Genomic DNA, 21,159 nt, shown 5'->3' with positions numbered 1-21,159 from the left:
GATGCGGAGAATCGACCTCATCGGCACGCGCCATACCGGATTTCAAACGCCGTCACGAGAAGGCGTGGGGACACTGCGCGGGCGGCGCATGAGGCGGTACGTCACGCCAGCAGCGGCTCCCCCCAGCAACGGGGCCGCCCAGAAGAGCCAGAGCTGATCGAGCGCCCACTCGCCGACGAACAGCGCGGGACCGGTCGAGCGCGCCGGATTCGCGCCGCCGTTGCTCACGGGGATCGCGACGAGATAGATGGCGGCAAGGCATGCGCCAATGGCGAGCGCCGCAGTCTTGCGGCGCGCGAGCGTGCTCGACATCAGGAGATGGAAGAAGACGAACACGAACGAGACCGACAGTTCCAGCAGGAACACGGCGCAGAGGGCGTATTCGCTCGGCGAATGCTCGTCGTAGCCGTTGCTGCCGAGGTCGGACACCGCGACGGAAAAACCCGGGCGCCCGCTTGCCACGCGTACGAGCAACGCCGCGCCGAAAATGGCCCCGATGGTCTGCGCGGCGAGGTAGGGCCCGGTATCGCGCACGGGAAAGCGCCCGGAGACCGCGTAGCCGATCGTGACTGCGGGATTGAAGTGGGCGCTCGCCGCGCGGGCGGCGGCATAGTTCGCCACGGTGAGCGCGAACCCGAAGGTCGCGGCGATCTCGAGAACGTTGAAGCCCTGGGAGGGCGGGCTCGCATTGAGCGCCGTGGCTGCGCAACCGGCGAACACGAGCCACGCGGTTCCCGCGCCCTCGACCGCCAAACGCCTACCGAGCTTCATTGTTTCGTCTCCGTTTCCGGACTGCTTCCCGGCCCTGTTCCGACTAGGCCGTCGTTTGATCGCATTGCCGGAACGGCAATATCTGACGAGCCACGCATTGAGCTTGGGATTATGGGGAGACGAGCCCCGCATTCAGATAGGAGAACTCTTAAAACGCTGTGCGCAATGCGCGATACACGGCGAGAGAAATTCCTACAGACGCTGGAATGAATCGGGGACGCGTCGCGCCGGGCTGAATCAGGTCAGCCCCGCGTGCGTCGCGAAGTCGCTCAGATCGCGCTCCGTGACGAGCCCGAGCTTGCGCATGGTGCTGCGTTTTTGCGCGCTGATGGTTTTGCGGCTGCGCTGAAACCGCTGGGCAATCTGACCGACCGACATACCCTGCGTGTAAAGCTGAAAGACCTCCCATTCGCGAGCGCTCGGCATGCCCGAGCAGGGGACGCACGTGGCGTCGGCCCGCGCAAGCGTTTCGCGTGCGCGGCGCGAGAGAAACGGCATGCGGGCGCGAGCGGCGGCAACGGCAACGAGGAGATCGTGCGCGACGTCGCGCTTGTCGACAATGACGTTCAGGCCCTGATGCACCAGCCCCGTCAGAACCTGCGGCGTCGACACCATGCTCAGGACGACGATCGCAGGCGCGCATCGCGTTTGCGCGAGGCGCCGTAGCAGCGTAAGGGAGCCATATCCGCCGTCAAGGCCCGGCATGCAGAGATCGGAAATGACGACGTCACAAGCGGTCATATCGAGCTGCAGGGCGAGCGCATGCGTGTTGCTGGCTTCGCCAACGACGAGGGCTCGCGCCGTTGCATGCAGCAGGTTCGCTACGCCCAGCCGGATGCACGCGTGGTCATCGGCCACGATCGCGCGCAGCGGCTCGCCCAGGCGAAGCGCGTCTTCTCGAGCGGCCCGGGTAGTCTGCATCGGGGGCCTTGCGTGCACAGGATCGATCAGGTTGGGTCGCCCTTCGACACGCCGCATTCGACCGCGAAGCGATAGAGCTCGATATCGTTGCCGAGCGCGAGCTTCTTCATCGCCGCGCACTTTTGCGCGCTGATCGTCTTGACGCTGCGCCCGAGCAGACCAGCGATTTCCGTGACGCCGAGCCCCTTTGCATAATGCGTGATGACCTCGAATTCGCGCCGCGTGAGAAGACGAGACACTTCTTCGCGCCGCTCGGCGCGTGCTGCTTCCGTCAGCAGGTCACGCACCACTGGCCCGACATAGTGTTCGCGCGCCATCGCGGACATGATCGCAACCGGGATCAGGTCGATGCGGTCGCGCTTGCTCAGTACGGCGTTCACCTCGAGATCGATCGCCTTGCGCAGCACCGAGGCCTCGCTTTCCATGGTGAGCACGACCACCGCCTTTTGCGGGAAACCGGCGCGAAAGGCGCGGATAGCCTCGGGTCCGTCCAGCTCGCCGGGCAACGCCATGTACAGGTCCATCAGAACGAGATCAAAGGCGTGCTGCTCCGCCACGTCGAACAGTTCGGGCACGCTGCGCGCACGCGCGACGATCTGCACGTTGGGATAGTTGACGAGCATGCTTTCCAGCGCATACACCACGAGCGGATGATCGTCGGCGATGATGACGCGCACCGGTGCCGCGAGGTCGGCGGTATCGGTCATGTTGCGCGCCGCGAGGGCCGCGTGCCGATTGCGCTCACGCACGGTGCGGCGGGTAGCGGCAGCCACGTCGGCATCGTCCGCCAGCGGCAAGGAAAGCAGGTTCATAAGAGTCCGTGAGCCCTGACAAAGGCGAAGAGTCCCGCGTCGGTGCTCACGCCGAGCTTCGCCATGGCGTCCCGCTTCTGGCTGCTCACCGTGCGCACGTCGCGGCCGAGGGCGCGCGCAATTTCCGTGATCGAACTGCCGCTTGCGAATTTGCGGATCACCTCCGATTCGCGCGGCGTCAAACGCGGCACACACATGTCGGGCAGGCAGGCGGCCGCCGCGAGTTCGCGCTCGACGGCCGGGCTGAGATAGGCAAGCCCCTGTGCGGCTGCGCGCACGATGGCGGCGAGTTCGTCCATGGGTTCGGTCTTACGCAACATGGCGATCACGCCCGCGTGCGCCACGGCGCGCAGGATGCCGGCGTTCGCAACGCTGGTCAGCACGACCACGGGCACATGAGGCCAGTCGCGGCGCAAACGCCGCACGAGGCGCAGGCCGTCTTCGGCTTCGCCGGAAGCAGGTGGCATGTTGAGGTCGGTGACGACGACGTCGCACGGGACGGTTTCGAGCGTCTGCAACAACTCTGGCGCGCCGCACGCTTCACCCACGACCTCGATATCGTCTCCGGCGAGGAGCGCGGAGCGAACGCCAAGCAGAACGAATGGATGATCGTCGGCGAGGACGACACGTAGCTTCACACTGAATCTCCTTCGAGGTGGATTTGTGTGGGTGCGGTGCGCCGCGTGGGCGCACCGGCAGCCAACAACATCGGCAAGGTCGTTCATCTGACCATTGAAATCCTGCCGTCGAAATCGGAGATTTCCGAAACGTTAAATGATCCTTAATTCGAGCTTCGTCATGCGTTATGCCTAACAGATGCGATTTTGTAGAATTATTTGTCGCATCGGTCGATATTCCGAGACAAATCCTACACACGGCATCATCAAGCCGTGGCACGCTCACGAGCGCGTTGTCGACTTTCGCCAGTGCGCCCGGCGCCGCGCTCGCGCGGTGCGGCGAATGCAGGCCATGCCAGCGCGGCGCAAAGCGCAGCCGCCACCCAGACCGCGGGCCACCCAAACCACGACAACAGCAACGGGATGGCTGAAGGCGCGACGAAGAACGCGAGGAATGCGCCAGTGTTGCCCATGGCGAGCGCGGTTCCCACACGGCCGCTGCCTGCGAGCGTCGCGAGCTCGGTGAAAGCAACGCCGTGCCAGGCGGAAGCGGCAATGCCGCCCAACACGATCACTGCGGCAAGCAGCACGACGAACGCGCCGTTTGCGCGATGCGTATGCGACGCGAAGGCCGTCAGTGCGGCCAGCACAACGAAAAGCGCGACGGTGAGTGCGGCGCTGCCGCGCAACCAGGTCCGCCGCTCTCCGTGCCGATCGGTCCAGCGCCCGCCGTACACACGCATGAACGCCGCGCCGCCCTGCACCGCCGCAAGCGTCGCGCTGACTGCCGCTGTGCCGGCATGGCCGACGTCGTGCAGAAAAATGCTCGCGAACGAGAGCACGGCCACCTGCGGAATGCACAGCACCCCAATGCCGGTCACCATGCGCCACACGGTTACGCTGCGCAGCGGCGAGACCGACCGTTGCACGGGCGCAGCCGGCGCGTGTGAGGCGAGCGGCGCATTCGCGCGGTCCTGCGTATGCGCAGGCTCGTGCAGCCAGGCGATCGTGAGTGCGGCGGATACCGCACACAGGAAAGCGAGCGCGCCATACACCGCCGCGAATCCCACATGCTCGGCGAGCGCTGGCAGCATGAGCGCGCCAAGCCCGCCGCCGGCTGGCACAGCGGTTTGCCGGATGCTCATCGCAAGGCCGCGCTCGTGGGTGGCGAACCACGCCATCACCGCGCGCCCGCTCGAACCGTTCACGCTGCCGCCGAGCAGACCGAGTGCGAGCAGGCCCAGCGCGAGCGCCGTCGCGCTGGGCGCATGTGCGCCCACCGGTGCGCCCCAGAGCGCCATCGCAACGAGTGCGAGCGCGGTGGCGGTCAGCCCCGTGAGCAGTACGCGCCGATCGCCCCAGCGATCCGTCAGGAGTCCCCAGGGAAGTTCGCTCAGCACGATGCCAAGGCCCAGCATGCCAAGCACGACACCCAGTTCGCCCGTGCCGATGTGATAACCCGAGCGGATCAATACGCCCGTTGCGGGAATGCCGCCGAGCGCTGCCGCAAAACTGGCGTTCGCCGCCACGCCCACCGCGAGCACTTTCCAGCGGTGTGCCGCGCCCCGCGTTGTACTTCGTTCCATGATGACCTCGAGAAAACGGTTGACCGAGGGCATCGTAGAGGCGCAACATTCATCGGAAAAGCGGGAATTTCCAATCTATAAATTCGGAATTTCCGAATCGTGAATTGGCAAAAAGCACACTGGATCAAGCTGAACCATGAACGCACGCGGTTTCGACCTCGCGCAGTTGCGCACATTCATCGCGGTGACCGAGGCGGGCAGCGTTTCCGCCGGGGCGGAGCGGGTGTTCCTGTCGCAGTCGTCGGTGAGCGAGCAGCTCAAGAAGCTCGAGGAGCGCGTAGGCCAGCCGCTTTTCGTGCGCAGCAAGCAGGGCATGTCCGCCACGCCCGCGGGCGCGAAGCTGCTCGACCACGCGCGCCGCATCGTCGCGCTGTGCGACGCCGCCTTCGACGACATGCTCGGCCGCACGCTCGACGGCGAGGTGCGCATTGCGATCACGGACTATTACCGGCCGCACGACATCGCCGAGATCCTCCGGCGCTTCGCCAGCCAGCATCCGCGCCTGCGCCTGCATGTGACCGTGCAGCCGAGCGCCGTGATCGACAGCACCGCCGACGAGAACGCCTACGACATCGGGCTGTCGCTGCGGCTCGTGGAGGAAGGCCGCGGCACGCACAAGAGCACGTCGATACGGCGCGAGAAACTGGTGTGGGTGGGCGCGGCGCAAGCGCTGCGCGAGCGGCCCGCGCTTACGCCGCCCTGGCCGCTCGTGCTGCTGCCGGCAACCTGCCAGCTGCAGCGCCGCGTCGTGAGATTGCTCGACGAAGCGCGCATGCCCTACCTGATTTCGCATTCGGCTTCGGGCGTGGCCGGGCTGCAGCTCGCGCTCAAGGCGGGGCTGGGAATCTCGTGTCTGAACGAGTCGGCGATCGGCGAAGGACTGATGGCGTGCCCGGCTTCATTCGGCTTGCCCGCACTGCCTGCAGCCGAATTTCATCTGTTGCCGGGCCGCCCCGGCGAGTCCGCGCACGTGACGAACGCACGCGCGGCGCTCGCGCAATTGCTCGGCTGAGGCGCCCCGTGCTAAAGGCGCCGCGGCAGGGCGCTTAGCCGGCTGCCTGTACCAGCTCCGCAAAACGCAGCAGATCGACGTTGCCGCCGGAGATCAGCACACCCACGCGCTTGCCGCGCACGTCCACCTTGCCGTGCAGCACCGCTGCCGCCGCGAGGCAACCCGTGGGTTCGACCACGAGCTTCATGCGGCTAGCGAAGAACTTCATCGTATCGACGAGTTCCGCGTCGCTCACCGTGACGATCTCGCTCACGCGCTCGCGAATCACCGCGAAAGTCAGGTTGCCGAGGTGCTGGGTTTGCGCGCCGTCGGCGAGCGTCTTCGGCGTGTCGATGTGAACGATTTCCCCCGTCTGCAAGCTGCGCTGACCGTCGTTGCCCGCCTCAGGCTCGACGCCGATCACCGTGCACGCAGGCGAGAGCGCATGCGCCGCGGTCGCACAGCCCGATAGCAGTCCGCCGCCGCCAAGCGGCGTGATCAGCAGATCGAGTTCGCCCGTTTCCTCGAAGAGTTCCTTCGCGGCCGTGCCCTGCCCGGCCATCACGTGCGCGTGGTCGTAGGGCGGAATCAGCGTGAGGCCGCGCTCGGCGGCGAGCCGTTTGCCAAGCGCCTCGCGGTCCTCGGTATAGCGGTCGTAGAACACCACCTCGCCGCCATAGCCGCGCGTGGCCTCCACCTTCACGGCGGGCGCGTCGTGCGGCATCACGATCACGGCCTTCACGCCGAGCAGACGCGCCGACAGTGCGATCGCCTGCGCATGGTTGCCCGAAGAGAACGTGATCACGCCGCCCGCCTTCTGCTCCGGCGTGAACTGCGCGATCGCGTTATACGCGCCGCGAAACTTGAACGCGCCCATGCGCTGCAAGTTTTCGCATTTGAAGAAAAGCTGCGCGCCCGTGCGTTCGTTCGCGGTGCGCGAAGTCAGAACCGGCGTGCGATGCGCGACGCCACGCAGGCGTTCGTGGGCGGCGGCGACGTCTTCGAAGGTAATAGGCAGAGTGCTCATGGTCGGTCTTCGGCTGGCAGGTAGGTGTAGACGGTCGAGCGCGCTACGCCGAGTGTGGTGGCCACGTCGGCGAGCGCATGACGCAGGTTCAGAAGTCCGTTCGCCGCGAGTTCGCGCACGGCCTCGCGGCGCTGCGCGAGCGTCATGCCGATGGGCGTGGTGTTGCGCGTGGCGGCGAAGCGTTCGAGCGCCTCGCGCACGCTGCCCGCGGCGCGCGGCGCGAGTGTTTCGGCCACGGGCGCGGCCGTGCCGGTCTGGATCAGCTGGCCGAGGCCCGCCGTCACCGCGCCGATCAGCGACACATCCATGTTCAGGCAGAGCGCCGCGACATATTCGCCCGCGCTGTTCTTCAGGCCGATGGACGTGCTTTTGGCCGGACGCCCGTCGGGAAAGCGGTTCGGATAGTTGGCCACAACTTCGGGAAAGCCGGAGTCGGTGATGCGCGCGAGACCCATTTCGGTGGCGGCGTCGCCGACCTGTCGTCCTGACAGATTGTTCGCGATCGCCACGACGGAATGCTCGGGCCGCGTGAGGTCGTGCAACACCACTTCGACGAGCGGCGCGAGCGTCTGACCGAGCGCGGCGACAATCTTCCCGCCTTCGCGCAGAAGCAGCGCGTTTTCGTCGGTGGAGGGGCCGGAACAGGGTTTGCGGGTTGGCATCATGATGTTGGACATTTTGACAGTAAATGACTGAATGTCAATTGCTTGAATGGATCGCTGGCGTGGCTGCGCATGGCCCTCCGACGCGCGAAAAAAAACCCCGCCCGAAGGCGAGGTCAAAACAGACACGGAGATAAACCACACACGGCATTGCCACTCAGGCCGTGAAGCGCTCGCTGACGAACTGTGCAGACGGCACGCGCGAGCGCGCCGCGACCGCCTGTGCGGCGCTCACCATTGCAGGTGGACCGCAAACGTAGAGATCGGGCGCCGCGCTGGCGCCTGCGAGCGCGGCGGCGAGCGCGTCGACGGGCGTGCTGTGCGCGCCATGCCTGCCATCAGCCGCTTCGCGCACGCAAAGCTCAACGTGCAGTTGCGGCAGCGCCGCCCGAAGCGCGTCGAACTCGTCGAGCATGAAAAGCTCGCTCTCGCGATTCACGCCGAAAAAGAGGCGCGCGTCGTTCATCTCGCCGTATTCGGCCATGCGGCGCAGCATCGAGAGCACGGGAGCGAGGCCCGTGCCGCCCGCCACGAACCAGCGCGGACGCAAACTATCGGCGATCAAACCGAAACCGCCTTGCGGGCCGTGCACGGTGAGCACATCGCCGGGCTGCGCCCGATCGCGCAGATACGCCGAAAACTCGCCTTGCGGCCGCAGCCGGATCAGAAACTCGAGGCGCCCTTCCCAGTTGCTCGTGTTGGCAAGCGAGAACGGACGTTTCACGCTTCCACCGGGCAACGCCAGCTCCGCGAACTGGCCCGCCTCGAACTCGGCGGCGCTGCCGCTGGTGTCGTCGGGTTCGAGAACCAGTTCGAGACGGCGCGTGTCGTCGGCAATCGTTTCCAGCGCGGCGATGCGCGCCGTACGCGTGGCGACCGGCTGCAGCAACACCTTCGTGTGATCGTACGGCGCGGCGACGCGCAAGTCGGCCGAAGGCTTCGTGCGGCACAGCAAAACCGCGTTCGGGTTGGCCGAAGCAAGTGCGTCCGCACTGTGATCGCCGAGCGTGTACGCGCCTTCGGTCACGGTCGCATGGCACGCGCCGCAGCTGCCGCGCCGGCATTGCGACGGCAGCGTGATGTCTGCCGCCGCCGCCGCGCTCAGCACGTCCTGCCCCGGCTCGCACGCGAAGCCGAACGCCTGGCCGTCGCGCGTGGTGAGCTCGATTTGATAACTCATGACGTTTTCACCCGCGCTCAAGCGGCCTTGCGCGCGAGCGCCGCGTTCAGGTCCGCTTGCGCGTCGCCGATTGGCGAGATGCCGAACTGCTTGACGAGAATGTCGAGAACGTTCGGCGTGAGGAAGGCGGGCAGCGTCGGTCCGAGATGGATGTTGCGCAGGCCGAGCGCGAGCAGCGTGAGCAGCACCGCGGCCGCCTTCTGCTCGAACCACGACACCACGAGCGTGAGCGGCAGATCGTTCACGCCGCAGTCGAAGGCCTTCGAGAGCGCGATGGCGATCTGGATCGCCGAGTAGCTGTCGTTGCACTGGCCCAGATCGAGCAGGCGCGGAATGCCGCCAATGTCGCCGAACTCGTGACGGTTGAAGCGGTACTTGTTGCAGCCGAGCGTCATGACGACGGTGTCGCTCGGCGCACCCTGCGCGAACTCCGTGTAGTAGTTGCGGCCAGGCGCGGCGCCGTCGCAGCCGCCGATCAGGAAGAAGTGGCGGATCTGGCCGGCCTTCACGGCGTCGATCACCTTGTCGGCCACGCCGAGCACCGTGTTGCGCGCAAAGCCGATGGTGATGGTTTCCTGCGGCGCCGTTTCGCGGAAGCCCGGCAGCGCGAGCGCGGCCTGCACGACCGGCGCGAACGCGTGGTGCTCGAGATGGCGCACTCCAGCCCAGCCCACCGGGCCCGTCGTGAAGATGCGCTGACGGTACTGCGGCAGCGGCTCGATCAGACAGTTGGACGTCATCAGGATCGGGCCGGGGAAGTTCGCGAAGTCGGCTTGCTGATCCTGCCAGGCGCCGCCGTAATTGCCTGCGAGATGCGCATACGCCTTGAGCTTCGGGTAAGCGTGCGCGGGCAGCATTTCGCCGTGCGTGTAGATCTGCACACCGGTGCCCTGCGTCGCTTCGAGCAGCGCCTCGAGATCGCCGAGATCGTGGCCCGAAACCAGGATGGCTTTGCCCGCGGCCGGCGTCACGCGCACGGCGGTGGGTTCTGGCATGCCGAAGCGGCCCGTGTTCGCCGCGTCGAGCAGTTCCATCACCTTGAGGTTCAGGTTGCCGAGCGCGAGCGCGTGTTCGAGCAGGTCGCCGGCCTGCGTCGGTTCGCTCGCGAGAAACACGAGCGCGGCTTCGACGCCTGCGTAGACTTCCTCGCTTTCGTAACCGAGCACGCGCGCATGGTGAGCGTAGGCACACACGCCCTTGAGGCCGTAGAGCACGAGCGCGCGCAAGCCCACGACATCCTCGCCCGCCTTCGGGAGCCCGGCCTTGATGCCGACGAGCGCAGCCTGTGCCTGCAGTTCGGCAAGATCGTTGCCCGGTTGCCAGAGCGCTGCGCCGCCCGGCTGCGCAACGGCAACGCCTTGTGCGAGCGCGTGCGCCTCGTAGGTCGACTTCACACGATCGCGGTGTTGCGCGGCTTCGCGCAGCATCGCCACGAAACGGCTGGCGTTGAAGTTGACGTTGGTGAGCGTCGTGAACAGCGCGTAGAGCATAAAGCGGTCGGCTTCGCGATCGGGGCTGCCGAGGCCGCGCGCGAGCGCGCCATACTGGGCGATGCCCTTGGCTGCGTAGATCAGCAGGTCCTGCAGATCCGCAGTCGTAGCGTCCTTGCCGCAGTTGCCCTTGGCCGAGGCGCACCCCGGGGTGGCCTGGGTGCGGTCAGTCTGTTCACATTGATAGCAAAACACGGCTTTCTCCTTTTCCTTGTGGGGTGACGGCGCGAGCAGTCTTGTAAGATGCAAATTTCATGCATCTTTTAAATGGTGACGCGCCGGCTGGAGTTCTGCCGTGACAAAAATCAGAAAACGTGTCGCTTCATTCGAGGAAGTGGCTACGTGTGCGAAAACGTCGCAGGTCGGCGCCCGGTTCGTACACGCCAATGAAAAGCCCCGGCCGACCTTGCGGTCGAGCCGGGGCTTCAGGCCCAGCAGATACGCCTGGACGCTTTAGAACGGAATATCGTCGTCCATTTCGTCGAAGCCGCCGCCAGCCGGCGCGCTCGAACGGCCACCGCCTGCGCCGCCGCCCGCACCACCACCGCTCGAACGAGGCGCGCCGCCGCCGCCCGACGCACGGCCACCGCCGCGCGGAGCCGACTGCTGGCTGTAGCCGCCGTCGTCGCCCATGTCACTGCCCGCCGAGGCGCCGCCGCTGCGGCCGCCCAGCATCTGCATCTGGTCGGCGACGATTTCAGTCGAGTAACGGTCGGTGCCGTCCTGCGCTTGCCACTTGCGCGTGCGGATACGGCCTTCGATATACACCGACGAGCCCTTCTTCAGGTACTCCGAGACGATCTCGGCCAGACGCCCGAAGAACGACACGCGGTGCCATTCGGTCATTTCCTTGAACTCGCCGGACGCCTTGTCCTTGTAGCGGTCGGTGGTCGCGAGGCGGATGTTCGCCACGGCGTCGCCGCTAGGCAGATAGCGCACTTCCGGTTCGGCGCCGAGGTTGCCGACGAGGATCACCTTGTTCACGGATGCCATGAATTTCTCCTGTTTGATTCCGTTGCGAGGAGCGGCCGCGCGGTTCGCGCCGGCGAGCGCCCGATGTGTTTCGAGCGCCTACCCCGGTCGCGGACCGCCTCCGCGAATTGCGTTGCTGTGAACCGTTGGTTCTAACTCAGGCCCGCCTGGCTTTAAGCGCGTTTGGCTTCAGCCCGCCTGGGCGGCGCCTTCATATTGGCCGCGATTATAAGCCAGCACAAGACGAGCCCCGAGCACGCGTAGAACACGGCGCTCGCGCCGTCGTGCTTGAGGAGCCATCCGCCCGCCACGCCGCCGAGCGCGAGCCCGATCGACTGCGTGGTGTTGTACACGCCCGTGGCCGCGCCCTTGCGGTTGCCCGGCGCCAGCTTCGAGACGAGCGAAGGCTGCGAAGCCTCCAGAATGTTGAAGCCGAGGAAGTACACGAAAAGCACGGCCGACACGATGACAAGTGTATGCGCAAGCGAGCCGAGCAGAAGCTGGCCGATCAGGATAAGACCGATCGCAGAAACGAGCACGGCCTTCATCTTGCCCCGCTTCTCCGCGACGATGATGGCCGGCACCATCAAGACGAACGCGAGGCCCATGACCGGCAGATAGATCTTCCAGTGCGACGCGACCGGCAGGCCCGCGTCGACGAGCAGGCGCGGCACGACGAGAAAAAGCGCCGTTTGCGTGGCGTGCAGCACCAGCACGCCGAAGTTCAGGCGCAGCAGTTCCACGTTGTGCAGCACCTCGGCAAACGGCGCGCGCACGTGCACGGGCTTGCTGGGCGCGTCGGGCACGACCCAGATCACCACGCCCACCGCCAGAATCGAGAACACGCCAACCAGCGCGAACAGGCCGCTCATGCCGACCCAGTGAAACACGATCGGCGCGCCCACGATCGCCACGGCGAACGACATGCCGATCGAGCCACCCACCATCGCCATGGCCTTGGTGCGGTGCTCCTCGGCGGTCAGGTCGGCGATGAACGCGAGCACGGCCGAAGAAACGGCGCCCATGCCCTGAATCACGCGGCCGACGATGATCCACACCATGTCGTGCGCGCCCGCCGCGACGAAGCTGCCGATCGCGAAAATGACGAGGCCGGCGGCGATGACGGGCTTTCTGCCCACCATGTCCGACACCCAGCCGTAGAAAATATAGAGAAGCGACTGCGTGACGCCGTACGCGCCGAGCGCGATGCCGACCAGCAGAAGGTTGTCGCCGCCGGGAACGGTTTTCGCGTAGACGGAAAACACCGGCATGATCATGAAAAGACCGAGCATGCGCAGCGCGAAAATCGCCGCGAGCGATACGGTCGCGCGCAACTCGGGCGCGCTCATGCGTGAGGATGTAGCGGGTGAATTGGAGGACATCGGAGCGTTATGTGTTTGGACCGCAAGTGCCCGCACGTTTGTTGACCGGGACGCTCCCTGACGCGCCTCTTTCGAGGCCCTTGCACTTGCCGCTCCGGGCCCTTTCGAAGACCGTCAGCAAGCCGTAACGGCGGTCTGGAAAAGTCGTTATAGTAGCAGGTTTGGTTTCCCTTTCTCCCGCAGGTTCATGGAACAGATCCGTATCCGTGGGGCCCGAACCCACAACCTGAAGAACGTCAATCTGGACCTGCCGCGCCACAAGCTCGTGGTGATCACCGGGCTGTCGGGCTCGGGCAAGTCCTCACTGGCCTTCGACACGCTCTACGCGGAAGGCCAGCGCCGCTACGTGGAAAGCCTTTCGGCCTACGCACGCCAGTTCCTGCAGCTCATGGAAAAGCCCGACGTCGACCTGATCGAGGGTCTGTCACCGGCTATTTCCATCGAGCAGAAGGCGACGTCGCACAATCCGCGCTCCACGGTCGGCACCGTCACCGAGATCCACGACTATCTGCGGCTGCTGTACGCCCGCATCGGCACGCCCTACTGCCCGGACCACGAGATTCCGCTGGAGTCGCAAAGCGTCTCGCAGATGGTGGACGCCGCGCTCGCCCTGCCCGAAGAAACGAAGCTGATGATCCTCGCGCCCGTGATCGTGGACCGCAAGGGTGAGCACGCCGAGCTCTTCGACGACATGCAGGCGCAGGGTTTCGTGCGCTTTCGGGTGCGCTCGGGCGGCGGCACGGCCAACGAAGGGGAAGCGAAGATCTACGAGGTGGAGTCGCTGCCCAAGCTCAAGAAGAGCGAGCGCCACACCATCGACGTGGTGGTGGACCGCCTGAAGGTGCGCCCCGACATGAAGCAGCGGCTTGCGGAGTCGTTCGAAACCGCGCTGCGCTTAGCCGACGGCCGCGCCATCGCGCTCGAAATGGACACGAACAAGGAGCACCTGTTCAGCTCGAAGTTCGCCTGCCCGATCTGCTCGTATTCGCTGCCGGAGCTGGAGCCGCGCCTTTTCTCGTTCAACAACCCGATGGGCGCGTGCCCCGAGTGCGACGGCCTGGGCCAGATCACGTTCTTCGATCCGAAGCGCGTGGTGGCGCACCCGTCCCTTTCGCTCGCGGCGGGCGCGGTGAAGGGCTGGGACCGGCGCAACCAGTTCTACTTCCAGATGCTGCAGAGTCTCGCCGCGTTCTACGACTTCGACATCGACACCGCGTTCGAGGAGCTGCCAGAGAAAGTGCGCAAGATCCTGCTCTACGGCTCGGGCAAGCAGGAGATTCCGTTCTCGTACATCAACGAGCGCGGCCGCACGTCGGTGCGCGAGCACGTATTCGAAGGGATCATCCCGAACCTCGAGCGCCGCTACCGCGAGACCGACTCGGCCGCCGTGCGCGAGGAGCTGTCGAAGTACCAGAACAACCAGGCCTGCCCGCACTGCGAAGGCACACGCCTGCGCCGTGAAGCGCGCTTCGTGCGCATCGGCTCGGGTGATGAGGCACGCGCCATTTACGAGGTGAGCGGCTGGCCGCTGCGCGACACGCTCGGCTACTTCCAGACGCTGCGCCTCGAAGGCGCCAAGCGCGAGATCGCCGACAAGGTGGTCAAGGAAATCGTCGCGCGCCTCATGTTCCTGAACAACGTCGGGCTCGACTATCTCTCGCTCGAACGCAGCGCCGAGACGCTTTCGGGCGGCGAGGCGCAGCGCATCCGCCTCGCCTCGCAAATCGGCTCGGGCCTGACGGGCGTAATGTACGTGCTCGACGAGCCGTCCATCGGCCTGCATCAGCGCGACAACGACCGCCTGATCTCCACGCTCAAGCATCTGCGCGACCTCGGCAATTCCGTGATCGTGGTCGAGCACGACGAGGACATGATCCGCATGGCCGACTACGTGGTCGACATGGGCCCGGGCGCGGGCGAGCACGGCGGCATGGTGATTTCGCAAGGCACGCCCGACGAAGTCGAGCACGATCCGGCCTCGATGACGGGCCAGTACCTCTCGGGCGCGCGCCGCATCGACTATCCCGACGAGCGCATCGAGCCCGGCGAGCGCCAGTTGCGCATCGTCGAGGCCCACGGCAACAACCTCAAGCACGTCACGCTCGACCTGCCGGTCGGCCTGCTCACCTGCGTGACGGGCGTTTCGGGCTCAGGCAAGTCCACGCTCATCAACGACACGCTTTATCACGCCGTCTCGCAGCATCTGTATGGATCGTCGGCGGAGCCGGCGCCGTTCGAGGCGATCGAGGGCATGGAGCACTTCGACAAGGTCATCAACGTCGACCAGTCGCCGATCGGCCGCACACCGCGCTCGAACCCGGCCACCTACACGGGCCTCTTCACGCCCATCCGCGAGTTGTTCGCGGGCGTGCCGGCCGCCAAGGAACGCGGCTACGAGTCGGGCCGCTTCTCGTTCAACGTGAAGGGCGGCCGCTGCGAAAGCTGCCAGGGCGACGGCGTGCTGAAGGTGGAAATGCACTTCCTGCCCGACGTGTACGTGCCCTGCGACGTCTGCCACGGCAAGCGCTACAACCGCGAAACGCTGGAGATTCAATACAAGGGCCGGAACATCAGCGAAGTGCTCGACATGACGGTCGAAGCCGCCTACGAGTTCTTCAAGGCGGTCCCGGTGGTGGCGCGCAAGCTCAAGACGCTGCTGGACGTGGGCCTGGGCTATATCCGCCTTGGCCAGTCGGCCACCACGCTTTCGGGCGGCGAGGCGCAGCGCGTGAAGCTCTCGCTCGAACTTTCCAAGCGGGACACGGGCCGCACGCTGTATATACTCGACGAGCCGACCACCGGCCTGCACTTCCACGACATCGCGCTTTTGCTCGAAGTGATTCATCGGCTTCGCGATCAGGGCAACACGGTGGTCATCATCGAGCATAATCTCGATGTAATCAAAACCGCCGACTGGGTCGTGGACATGGGACCGGAAGGCGGCGCGGGCGGTGGGCAGATCGTGGCCCAGGGGACGCCCGAACAGGTGGCGAAATCGAAGGCAAGCTTCACGGGCCGCTATCTCGCGCCGCTGCTCAAGCGCCAGATTGCCGCGCTGGACACGGCGTCGGGGCAATGACCCGCTAAGCGGACCGGAAATTTAGCAGTAGAAATAGCTGCAGCAACAACGGGTCGGGGGCGCGTGCGCCCCCGAAGTTTGGAGACGGAATACACCCAACATGGTCAAGCGCAACGAAGCGACAGAAGATAAACAGGTGCGCGACCTACGGCCAAGGCCGGTCAGGCTCACGAGCGACATGAGCCTGCCGAAACTTTCGGCAGTGGAGATCGGCAGCTATGTGGCCGCGCTCGCCGGCATGCTGGCGGTGCTGCACCTGAACCTGCTCGGCGCGCTGCTAGCGGGCATGCTCGTCTTCCAGCTCGTCCATACCATTTCGCCGCTCATCGAGCGGCGCATGTCGAGCAGCCGCGCACGCTGGCTCTCGGTGGTGCTGGTTTCCATCGTGATCGTCGGCATCCTCACGGGGCTCACCGTGGGCGTGATCGAGCAGTTCGAAAGCGACGTGCCGAGCGTGCAGAAGGTCATGGCGCAGATGATGACGTTCGTCGACCAGGCGCGCGGACGCATTCCCGAGTCCATCGCCGCTTATCTGCCCGTGGACGTCGCCCAGATGAAGCTCAAGGCCCTCGCGCTCATGCACGAGCACGCCACCCAGCTAGGCCAGGGCGGCAAGAACGCCGCGCGTATCTTCGGGCATATCGTGATCGGCATGATCATCGGCGCGATCATCGCCATTGGCGCGCAAAAGAACGCCACGCGGCTGCCGCTTTCCACGGCGTTCGTTACACGCGTGGCGCGTTTCGCCGACGCCTTCCGCCGCATCGTGTTCGCGCAGGTGAAGATTTCGGCCATCAACACGGTGTTCACCGGCCTTTTCCTCCTGCTCGCCCTGCCGGTGTTTCACGCGCCGCTGCCGCTCGCGAAGATGCTGGTCGTGGTGACCTTCGTGGTCGGCCTCCTGCCCGTAATCGGCAACCTGATCTCGAACACGCTGATCGTCGCCATCGCGCTCACCGTGAGCCTGCCCGCGGCGGTCACGGCGCTCGTGTTCCTCATCCTGATCCACAAGCTCGAGTACTTCCTGAATGCGCGCATCGTGGGCGGCCAGATCGAGGCGCGCACGTGGGAACTACTCGTCGCGATGCTCGTGATGGAAGCCGCGTTCGGCATTCAGGGCGTGATTGCCGCGCCTATTTTTTACGCGTATATCAAGCGCGAACTCATCTATCTGCGGCTCGTCTGAGCCGCCTTGTCCCAAGCGCGCGCGGCCTTCAGCGCCCGCGCGGCTCGGCGGGCACGTCGGTCATGCCGTCGTGCTCGATTGCGTAGATCGCCACCTGCACGCGGCTCGCGAGACCCAGCTTGCGCAGAATGTTGCGCACGTGAATCTTCACCGTGCTCTCCGCCAGGTCGAGCGTGCGCGCAATCTCCTTGTTGCTCGCCCCGCGCGCCAGCTCGCGCACGATGTCGCGCTCGCGCGCCGTGAGTGTCTCCGCACTTGCGCGCGCGCCGCCGGGTGAACCCTGTGCGCCAGTCGCGCCGGCCGATTGTGCGGGCTTGCGCATCTGCTCCACGAGCTTCGCCGTCATGTGCTCGGTAATGACCGGCTGGCCGCTCGCGGCCTTGCGGATCGCCGCCACCAGTGCGTCGGCGTCGATGCTCTTGAGCAGGAAGCCGCGCGCGCCCGCGCGCATCGCCGCCGTGAGTTCGTCGGCTTCCTCGGAGACGGTGAGCATGACGACCGCCGTGTCCGGCAGGTCTTCCACGAGCAGTTGCAGCGTTTCGAGCCCCGAGAGGCCCGGCATGTTCAGGTCGAGCAGGACGACGTCGGGCAAGTGCTGCTTCGCGCGCTTGACGCCTTCCACGCCGTCCGACGCCTCGCCCACCACTTCCAGGTCCGGCTGGCGCTGCAGGAGCGCGCTCACGCCCGAGCGAAAGAGCGTGTGATCGTCGATGAGCAGGATACGTATGGTCATGGGTTCGTTGTCGTGTCGCGATGTCTTCGGCCACCTTCACGCGGCCATGCGGCTTGCGGCGGGCAGGACCAGTTCGACGCGCGTGCCGCGCCCCGGCGCGCTTTCCAGCGTGAGCCCGGCAGCAAGACGCCTCGCGCGCTCACGCATGATGTGAAAGCCCACGTGCGATTCGCCGCGCGAGGCGATTTCGGCGGGATCATAGCCCACGCCGTCGTCCTCGATCGTGAGGCGGAAGTCGCGAGCGTTCACGACGCTCACCCGCACGTGCAGCGCCTCTGAGTGCTTGCGCGCATTCGAGAGCGCCTCCTGCAGCACGAACAGCACCTGCAATTGCTGGTCGGGCGGCAGCGGCGGGCCATCTTCGTCGCGATAGTCGAGCGTCAGTTCGGCGTCCGACTGGCGGCGAAAGCGCGCTACGGTGTCCTCCACCGCGAGGCGCAGCTTGCCTGGCGCGAGTTTCGTGCGGAAATTCAGCAGCAACTCGCGCACGTCGTCGTAGCTTTCTTCCACGCCGCCCGCAAGCAGCGGCACGATCTCGCGAATCTCGCCGAGGTCGCCCCGCTGCGCCGCGCCGTCGAGCAGATGCACCTGCATCTTCAGGAAGCTCAGGCCTTGCGCGATGCTGTCGTGCAGCCCCTGGGCGACGAGATTGCGCTCCTCGGATACGGCGAGCTGACGCCCGAGCGCCACGAGCCGCCGGTTCATGAGCGCGACGCCGAGGTGACGGCCGAGCGTCTGAAGCAACTGGACGCCCGACGGCGGAATCTCCCGCTCGCGCCGGAAGTGCAGCGAGAACGTGCCGAGCGTCTCGTTCTGCGCGACGATGGCCGACACCGCGACGCTCACGAAGCCCGCCTTCAGGCAGCGCTGCGTGAAGGCGCTGCTTGCGCCGCTCTCGCCGCTTTCTTTGCTGCCTGCCGGCGCGCCAGGCTGCCCCATCAGGCCGAATACGACCGGCACCTCGGCCGTCGCGCCGCCGCACGTGCAGTCCGCCGCCGGCATGCACTGCTCCGCACGTGTAATCGATTCGGGCATGCCCTCCGAAACAAGCAGATGCAGATTGCCGTCGTCAGGCGAAACGACGCGCACCGTGCCGCCGTCGGCGTCGAATTCGCGCATCACGCGCGTGAGGAAATCGTGGCATACGCTTTCCGCCGCGCCCGGCGTGTTGAGGAACGCCGCCATCTCGTAGAGCGTGGCCAGTTCGCGGTTTTGCGCCGCCAGTTGCGCGGTCTTGGCGTCCACGCGTGCGGCAAGGTCCCGGTACAGCGCTTGCAGCTCCGCAACCATGCGGTTGAAGCCTTGCGCGAGATGGCCGAACTCGTCGTACGTTTCGACCGGCAACCGTGTGTCGAACTCGCGCGCCTCGATGCGCGCGAGCCCGTCCTGCAAGCGCTGCACGGGCGCCACGAACCACTGGTAGAGCAGATAGACGATCGCCAGCGTGCCCACGCAAGAAAGCGCCGCGAGAACGACCTGCGAAATGCGCAGCCACGCGGTCTTGCGCGCGTTCTCGCGCTCGATCAGGCTGACGAGCCGGTTCGCCTCGTCGACGAAGCCGGGCAGCAGGCCGATGTACGTCGAGGGCTCGCCTCCGCTGGCCGAGAGCTCGCGCAGCGCAGCGGGTTTGAGCGCCTCGTCCCACGCTGTCGCGACGCGTTCGAACTGCGCGTGGATGCCCGCATCCGCGGGAAGAAAGAGCGGCCGCGCCGGATCGCCGTCGCGCAGTTCACGCAGCGTCTCGTCGAGCTGATGCAACTGGGCGTCGACTTGCGCAGGCTTGCCGGTGCGGGCTTCCCACAGCGCGATCGCCACCGCGTTCGCGCGCATGCGCAGGCTGCCCGCATCGTTGATGGCCGCGCCGCCGCCTTCGAGCTGCCAGGACAGCCAGAGCGTGCCGCTGATCATCGCGAGCACGAGCGCGAGCGCAACCGTGGAAAGCACGACGATGCGCGTCGAGAGCCGCTTCGGGAACGGCGCGGCCTGCGGGCCGGAAAAGCCGGCAGACGAGGCGCAAGCGGTGGCGGAATCGGAAGACGGAGTCATGGCCGGTACCGGGGATCGGCCGCGCCGAAACGGCGGTGCCTATACCCTGCATTATCTGACGGAGCGAGGCCGATCTTGCGCTAAGTCGCGGTCCAGGCGGGCAACTGCGACACTATGCGTCAGATCGTCGGCCTTCCCGGGCGAGTCCCGGCCTCGCGAGATGCGCCGTCCCCGGGCCTGCGCGTATCGTGAAAAAAGCGGGGAATGCGAGTGTGGCTCGTTCCCCGCGAAGAACGACCGATCCCCACGGCCGTCCAGAGGCAAACGCCGGCCGCTAGCGTCGGCGCTAGCGGCTGCGCACGAGTTGCCACGCGCGAGAGAGATAGGTGATGGAGGCGAAGCCGCTCCACACGTGCACGAGCCGCGTGAACGGAAAGATCACGAACAGCGTCATGCCCATGAACAGGTGCAGGCGGAAGATGAGCGGCGCGCTGGCTACGTAGCTCGCGGCGTCGCCGCGGAACGTGACGATGTGCTGCGCCCAGGTCATGAGCCGCACCATCATCGCGCCGTCCATATGACTCGCCGATTCGCCGATGGTGGAGAGCCCGAGCAGCAGCGTGACGAGCAGCCACAACAGCAGCACCTTGTCGCCCACGCGAGTGACGGCCGAAACGCGCGCGTTCGAAAGCCGCCTGTGCAGCAGGATCGAGAGGCCCACCAGACACATCGAGCCCATCACGCCGCCCGCGACCATCGCCACGAGCTGCTTGACTGCATGCGGCACGCCGAGCCAGTCCCACACCGCAACGGGCGTGAGCAGACCGAACAGATGCCCGAAGAAGAGCCCGAGCACGCCGACGTGAAAGAGAATATTGCCCAGGCGCAGATGCCCGCGATAGAGCATTTGCGAGCTGTCCGCCTTCCACGTGTACTGCTCGCGCTCGAAGCGCGCGAGGCTGCCGAACAGGAAGATGGCGGCGGCAATATACGGATAGATGCCGAACAAAAACTGATTGAACGTGTTCATGGCGATTCCTTTGCGCAGTCAGGCGCGCAAGCCGCCGCGCAGTCAGTCGAAGTGCTCGCGGTGGCCGCTGCATACTCCGCTCGCGGGTGGAATTGAACGACCTGCGGCGAATGGCTCGCGCCGAACGCGTGCATGAGCGGCTCGACGCCGTCCGCGCCGGTGCCGAAGCGTTCGAGCGCCTCGTCCATGTCGCGCACGGGCGCGCCCACGAGCGGCAGCGGCTCGACATCGCTCAGCTCGCACAGCACCGCAAAAATGCCCGCATAGGGGCTTGCGCTCGTTTCGAGCTGATTGCCGAGCGCCGCGAGCACGTGGATCGCCTCGCCAAGCAGCGCGCTCGCCTCGTCCTCGTCGATCAGGCCGAGCACTTCGAGAAAGAGCGGCACGTAGTCGGGCAGTTCGTTCGTCGCGACGTCGAGGCCGTGGCTACGGTATTCGTCGAGCAGATCGACCATCGCCTGGCCGCGCGCGCGGCTCTCGCCGTGCACGTGCTCGAACAGATGCAGCGAGTGGCGAGGATTGCGATCGAACGTGGCCACGTACGCTTCCTGCGACTCGACCAGCGAGCGCTCACGCAGCGCCGCAATGAGCGGCGCGAATTCGTGCGTCGCGCAGCCGCCCTTCGGCACGGCCTCGAGTGCGGCCTCGATCTCGTCGAGTGCATCGAGCAAGGGCTGTTCGGGATAATCGAGCAGCGCGGAGAGAACCGGATAAATCGACATGACAATGTCCTC

Annotated in this window: 18 protein-coding genes; 3 read left to right on the top strand and 15 right to left on the bottom strand. The window is 66.0% G+C overall.

Annotated elements, in window-relative coordinates; genetic code table 11:
* Positions 1–42: 42 nt before the first annotated feature.
* The 5 genes from U5A57_RS02160 to U5A57_RS02140 all read right to left on the bottom strand — a co-directional run bounded on the left by U5A57_RS02160 (position 43) and on the right by U5A57_RS02140 (position 4,707).
* Positions 43–771 (bottom strand): aquaporin, encoded by a 729-nt coding sequence (locus U5A57_RS02160; RefSeq protein ID WP_321907736.1) that lies wholly within the window; start codon positions 769–771, stop codon positions 43–45.
* A gap of 237 nt (positions 772–1,008) precedes the next feature.
* Positions 1,009–1,692, bottom strand: a complete 684-nt coding sequence (locus U5A57_RS02155; RefSeq protein ID WP_321907735.1) for a response regulator transcription factor — start codon at positions 1,690–1,692, stop codon at positions 1,009–1,011.
* 26 nt (positions 1,693–1,718) lie between these two features.
* Positions 1,719–2,504 (bottom strand): response regulator transcription factor, encoded by a 786-nt coding sequence (locus U5A57_RS02150; protein ID WP_321907733.1) that lies wholly within the window; start codon positions 2,502–2,504, stop codon positions 1,719–1,721.
* Positions 2,501–3,142: a response regulator transcription factor gene (locus U5A57_RS02145; protein ID WP_321907732.1), complete on the bottom strand. Its 642-nt coding sequence runs from the start codon at positions 3,140–3,142 to the stop codon at positions 2,501–2,503. The genes U5A57_RS02150 and U5A57_RS02145 overlap by 4 nt, the downstream gene beginning before the upstream one ends.
* 245 nt (positions 3,143–3,387) lie before the next feature.
* Positions 3,388–4,707 (bottom strand): MFS transporter, encoded by a 1,320-nt coding sequence (locus U5A57_RS02140; protein WP_321907730.1) that lies wholly within the window; start codon positions 4,705–4,707, stop codon positions 3,388–3,390.
* A gap of 136 nt (positions 4,708–4,843) precedes the next feature.
* Here U5A57_RS02140 and U5A57_RS02135 point away from each other — a divergent pair, with 136 nt between their 5' ends.
* Positions 4,844–5,719, top strand: coding sequence for a LysR family transcriptional regulator (locus U5A57_RS02135; protein ID WP_321907728.1), 876 nt, complete (start codon positions 4,844–4,846; stop codon positions 5,717–5,719).
* Between the two features lie 34 nt (positions 5,720–5,753).
* On the opposite strand, the gene U5A57_RS02130 is transcribed toward U5A57_RS02135, so the two are convergent.
* The 6 genes from U5A57_RS02130 to U5A57_RS02105 form a co-directional block, all read right to left on the bottom strand.
* Positions 5,754–6,725 carry a threo-3-hydroxy-L-aspartate ammonia-lyase gene (locus U5A57_RS02130; RefSeq protein ID WP_321907726.1) on the bottom strand — a complete coding sequence of 324 codons (972 nt, stop codon included), beginning with the start codon at positions 6,723–6,725 and terminating at the stop codon, positions 5,754–5,756.
* A complete protein-coding gene (locus U5A57_RS02125) occupies positions 6,722–7,390 on the bottom strand; it encodes a transcriptional regulator (RefSeq protein ID WP_321907724.1) in 669 nt (222 codons plus the stop codon). Before U5A57_RS02125 ends, U5A57_RS02130 begins: the two co-directional genes overlap by 4 nt.
* 154 nt (positions 7,391–7,544) lie before the next feature.
* Positions 7,545–8,567, bottom strand: a complete 1,023-nt coding sequence (locus tag U5A57_RS02120) for a 2Fe-2S iron-sulfur cluster binding domain-containing protein (RefSeq protein ID WP_321907722.1) — start codon at positions 8,565–8,567, stop codon at positions 7,545–7,547.
* A 17-nt stretch (positions 8,568–8,584) separates the two neighbouring features.
* Positions 8,585–10,252, bottom strand: coding sequence for a hydroxylamine reductase (gene hcp, locus U5A57_RS02115; protein WP_321907720.1), 1,668 nt, complete (start codon positions 10,250–10,252; stop codon positions 8,585–8,587).
* 258 nt (positions 10,253–10,510) lie between these two features.
* Complete coding sequence (locus U5A57_RS02110; RefSeq protein WP_158756887.1) at positions 10,511–11,050, bottom strand: single-stranded DNA-binding protein; 540 nt, start codon at positions 11,048–11,050, stop codon at positions 10,511–10,513.
* Between the two features lie 152 nt (positions 11,051–11,202).
* A complete protein-coding gene (locus U5A57_RS02105; RefSeq protein WP_321907718.1) occupies positions 11,203–12,378 on the bottom strand; it encodes an MFS transporter in 1,176 nt (391 codons plus the stop codon).
* A gap of 220 nt (positions 12,379–12,598) precedes the next feature.
* Between U5A57_RS02105 and uvrA the strand changes: the two genes are divergently transcribed.
* Entirely contained in the window at positions 12,599–15,490 is a 2,892-nt protein-coding gene (gene uvrA, locus U5A57_RS02100) for an excinuclease ABC subunit UvrA (RefSeq protein ID WP_321907716.1), read from the top strand.
* A 100-nt stretch (positions 15,491–15,590) separates the two neighbouring features.
* Positions 15,591–16,676 (top strand): AI-2E family transporter, encoded by a 1,086-nt coding sequence (locus U5A57_RS02095; protein ID WP_158756884.1) that lies wholly within the window; start codon positions 15,591–15,593, stop codon positions 16,674–16,676.
* Between the two features lie 28 nt (positions 16,677–16,704).
* Here U5A57_RS02095 and U5A57_RS02090 read toward each other — a convergent pair whose 3' ends face one another.
* The 4 genes from U5A57_RS02090 to narJ form a co-directional block, all read right to left on the bottom strand.
* Positions 16,705–17,409 carry a response regulator transcription factor gene (locus U5A57_RS02090; protein ID WP_321907713.1) on the bottom strand — a complete coding sequence of 235 codons (705 nt, stop codon included), beginning with the start codon at positions 17,407–17,409 and terminating at the stop codon, positions 16,705–16,707.
* A 36-nt stretch (positions 17,410–17,445) separates the two neighbouring features.
* A complete protein-coding gene (locus tag U5A57_RS02085; RefSeq protein ID WP_321907711.1) occupies positions 17,446–19,455 on the bottom strand; it encodes a type IV pili methyl-accepting chemotaxis transducer N-terminal domain-containing protein in 2,010 nt (669 codons plus the stop codon).
* Between the two features lie 286 nt (positions 19,456–19,741).
* A complete protein-coding gene (gene narI / locus U5A57_RS02080) occupies positions 19,742–20,425 on the bottom strand; it encodes a respiratory nitrate reductase subunit gamma (protein WP_321907709.1) in 684 nt (227 codons plus the stop codon).
* Complete coding sequence (narJ, locus tag U5A57_RS02075) at positions 20,422–21,147, bottom strand: nitrate reductase molybdenum cofactor assembly chaperone (RefSeq protein WP_321907707.1); 726 nt, start codon at positions 21,145–21,147, stop codon at positions 20,422–20,424. The genes narI and narJ overlap by 4 nt, the downstream gene beginning before the upstream one ends.
* Positions 21,148–21,159: the final 12 nt, after the last annotated feature.

Origin of the sequence: Paraburkholderia sp. J11-2, from assembly GCF_905220185.1 — a bacterium.
GTDB lineage: Bacteria > Pseudomonadota > Gammaproteobacteria > Burkholderiales > Burkholderiaceae > Paraburkholderia.
This window is presented reverse-complemented; position numbering and strand designations above follow the sequence as displayed.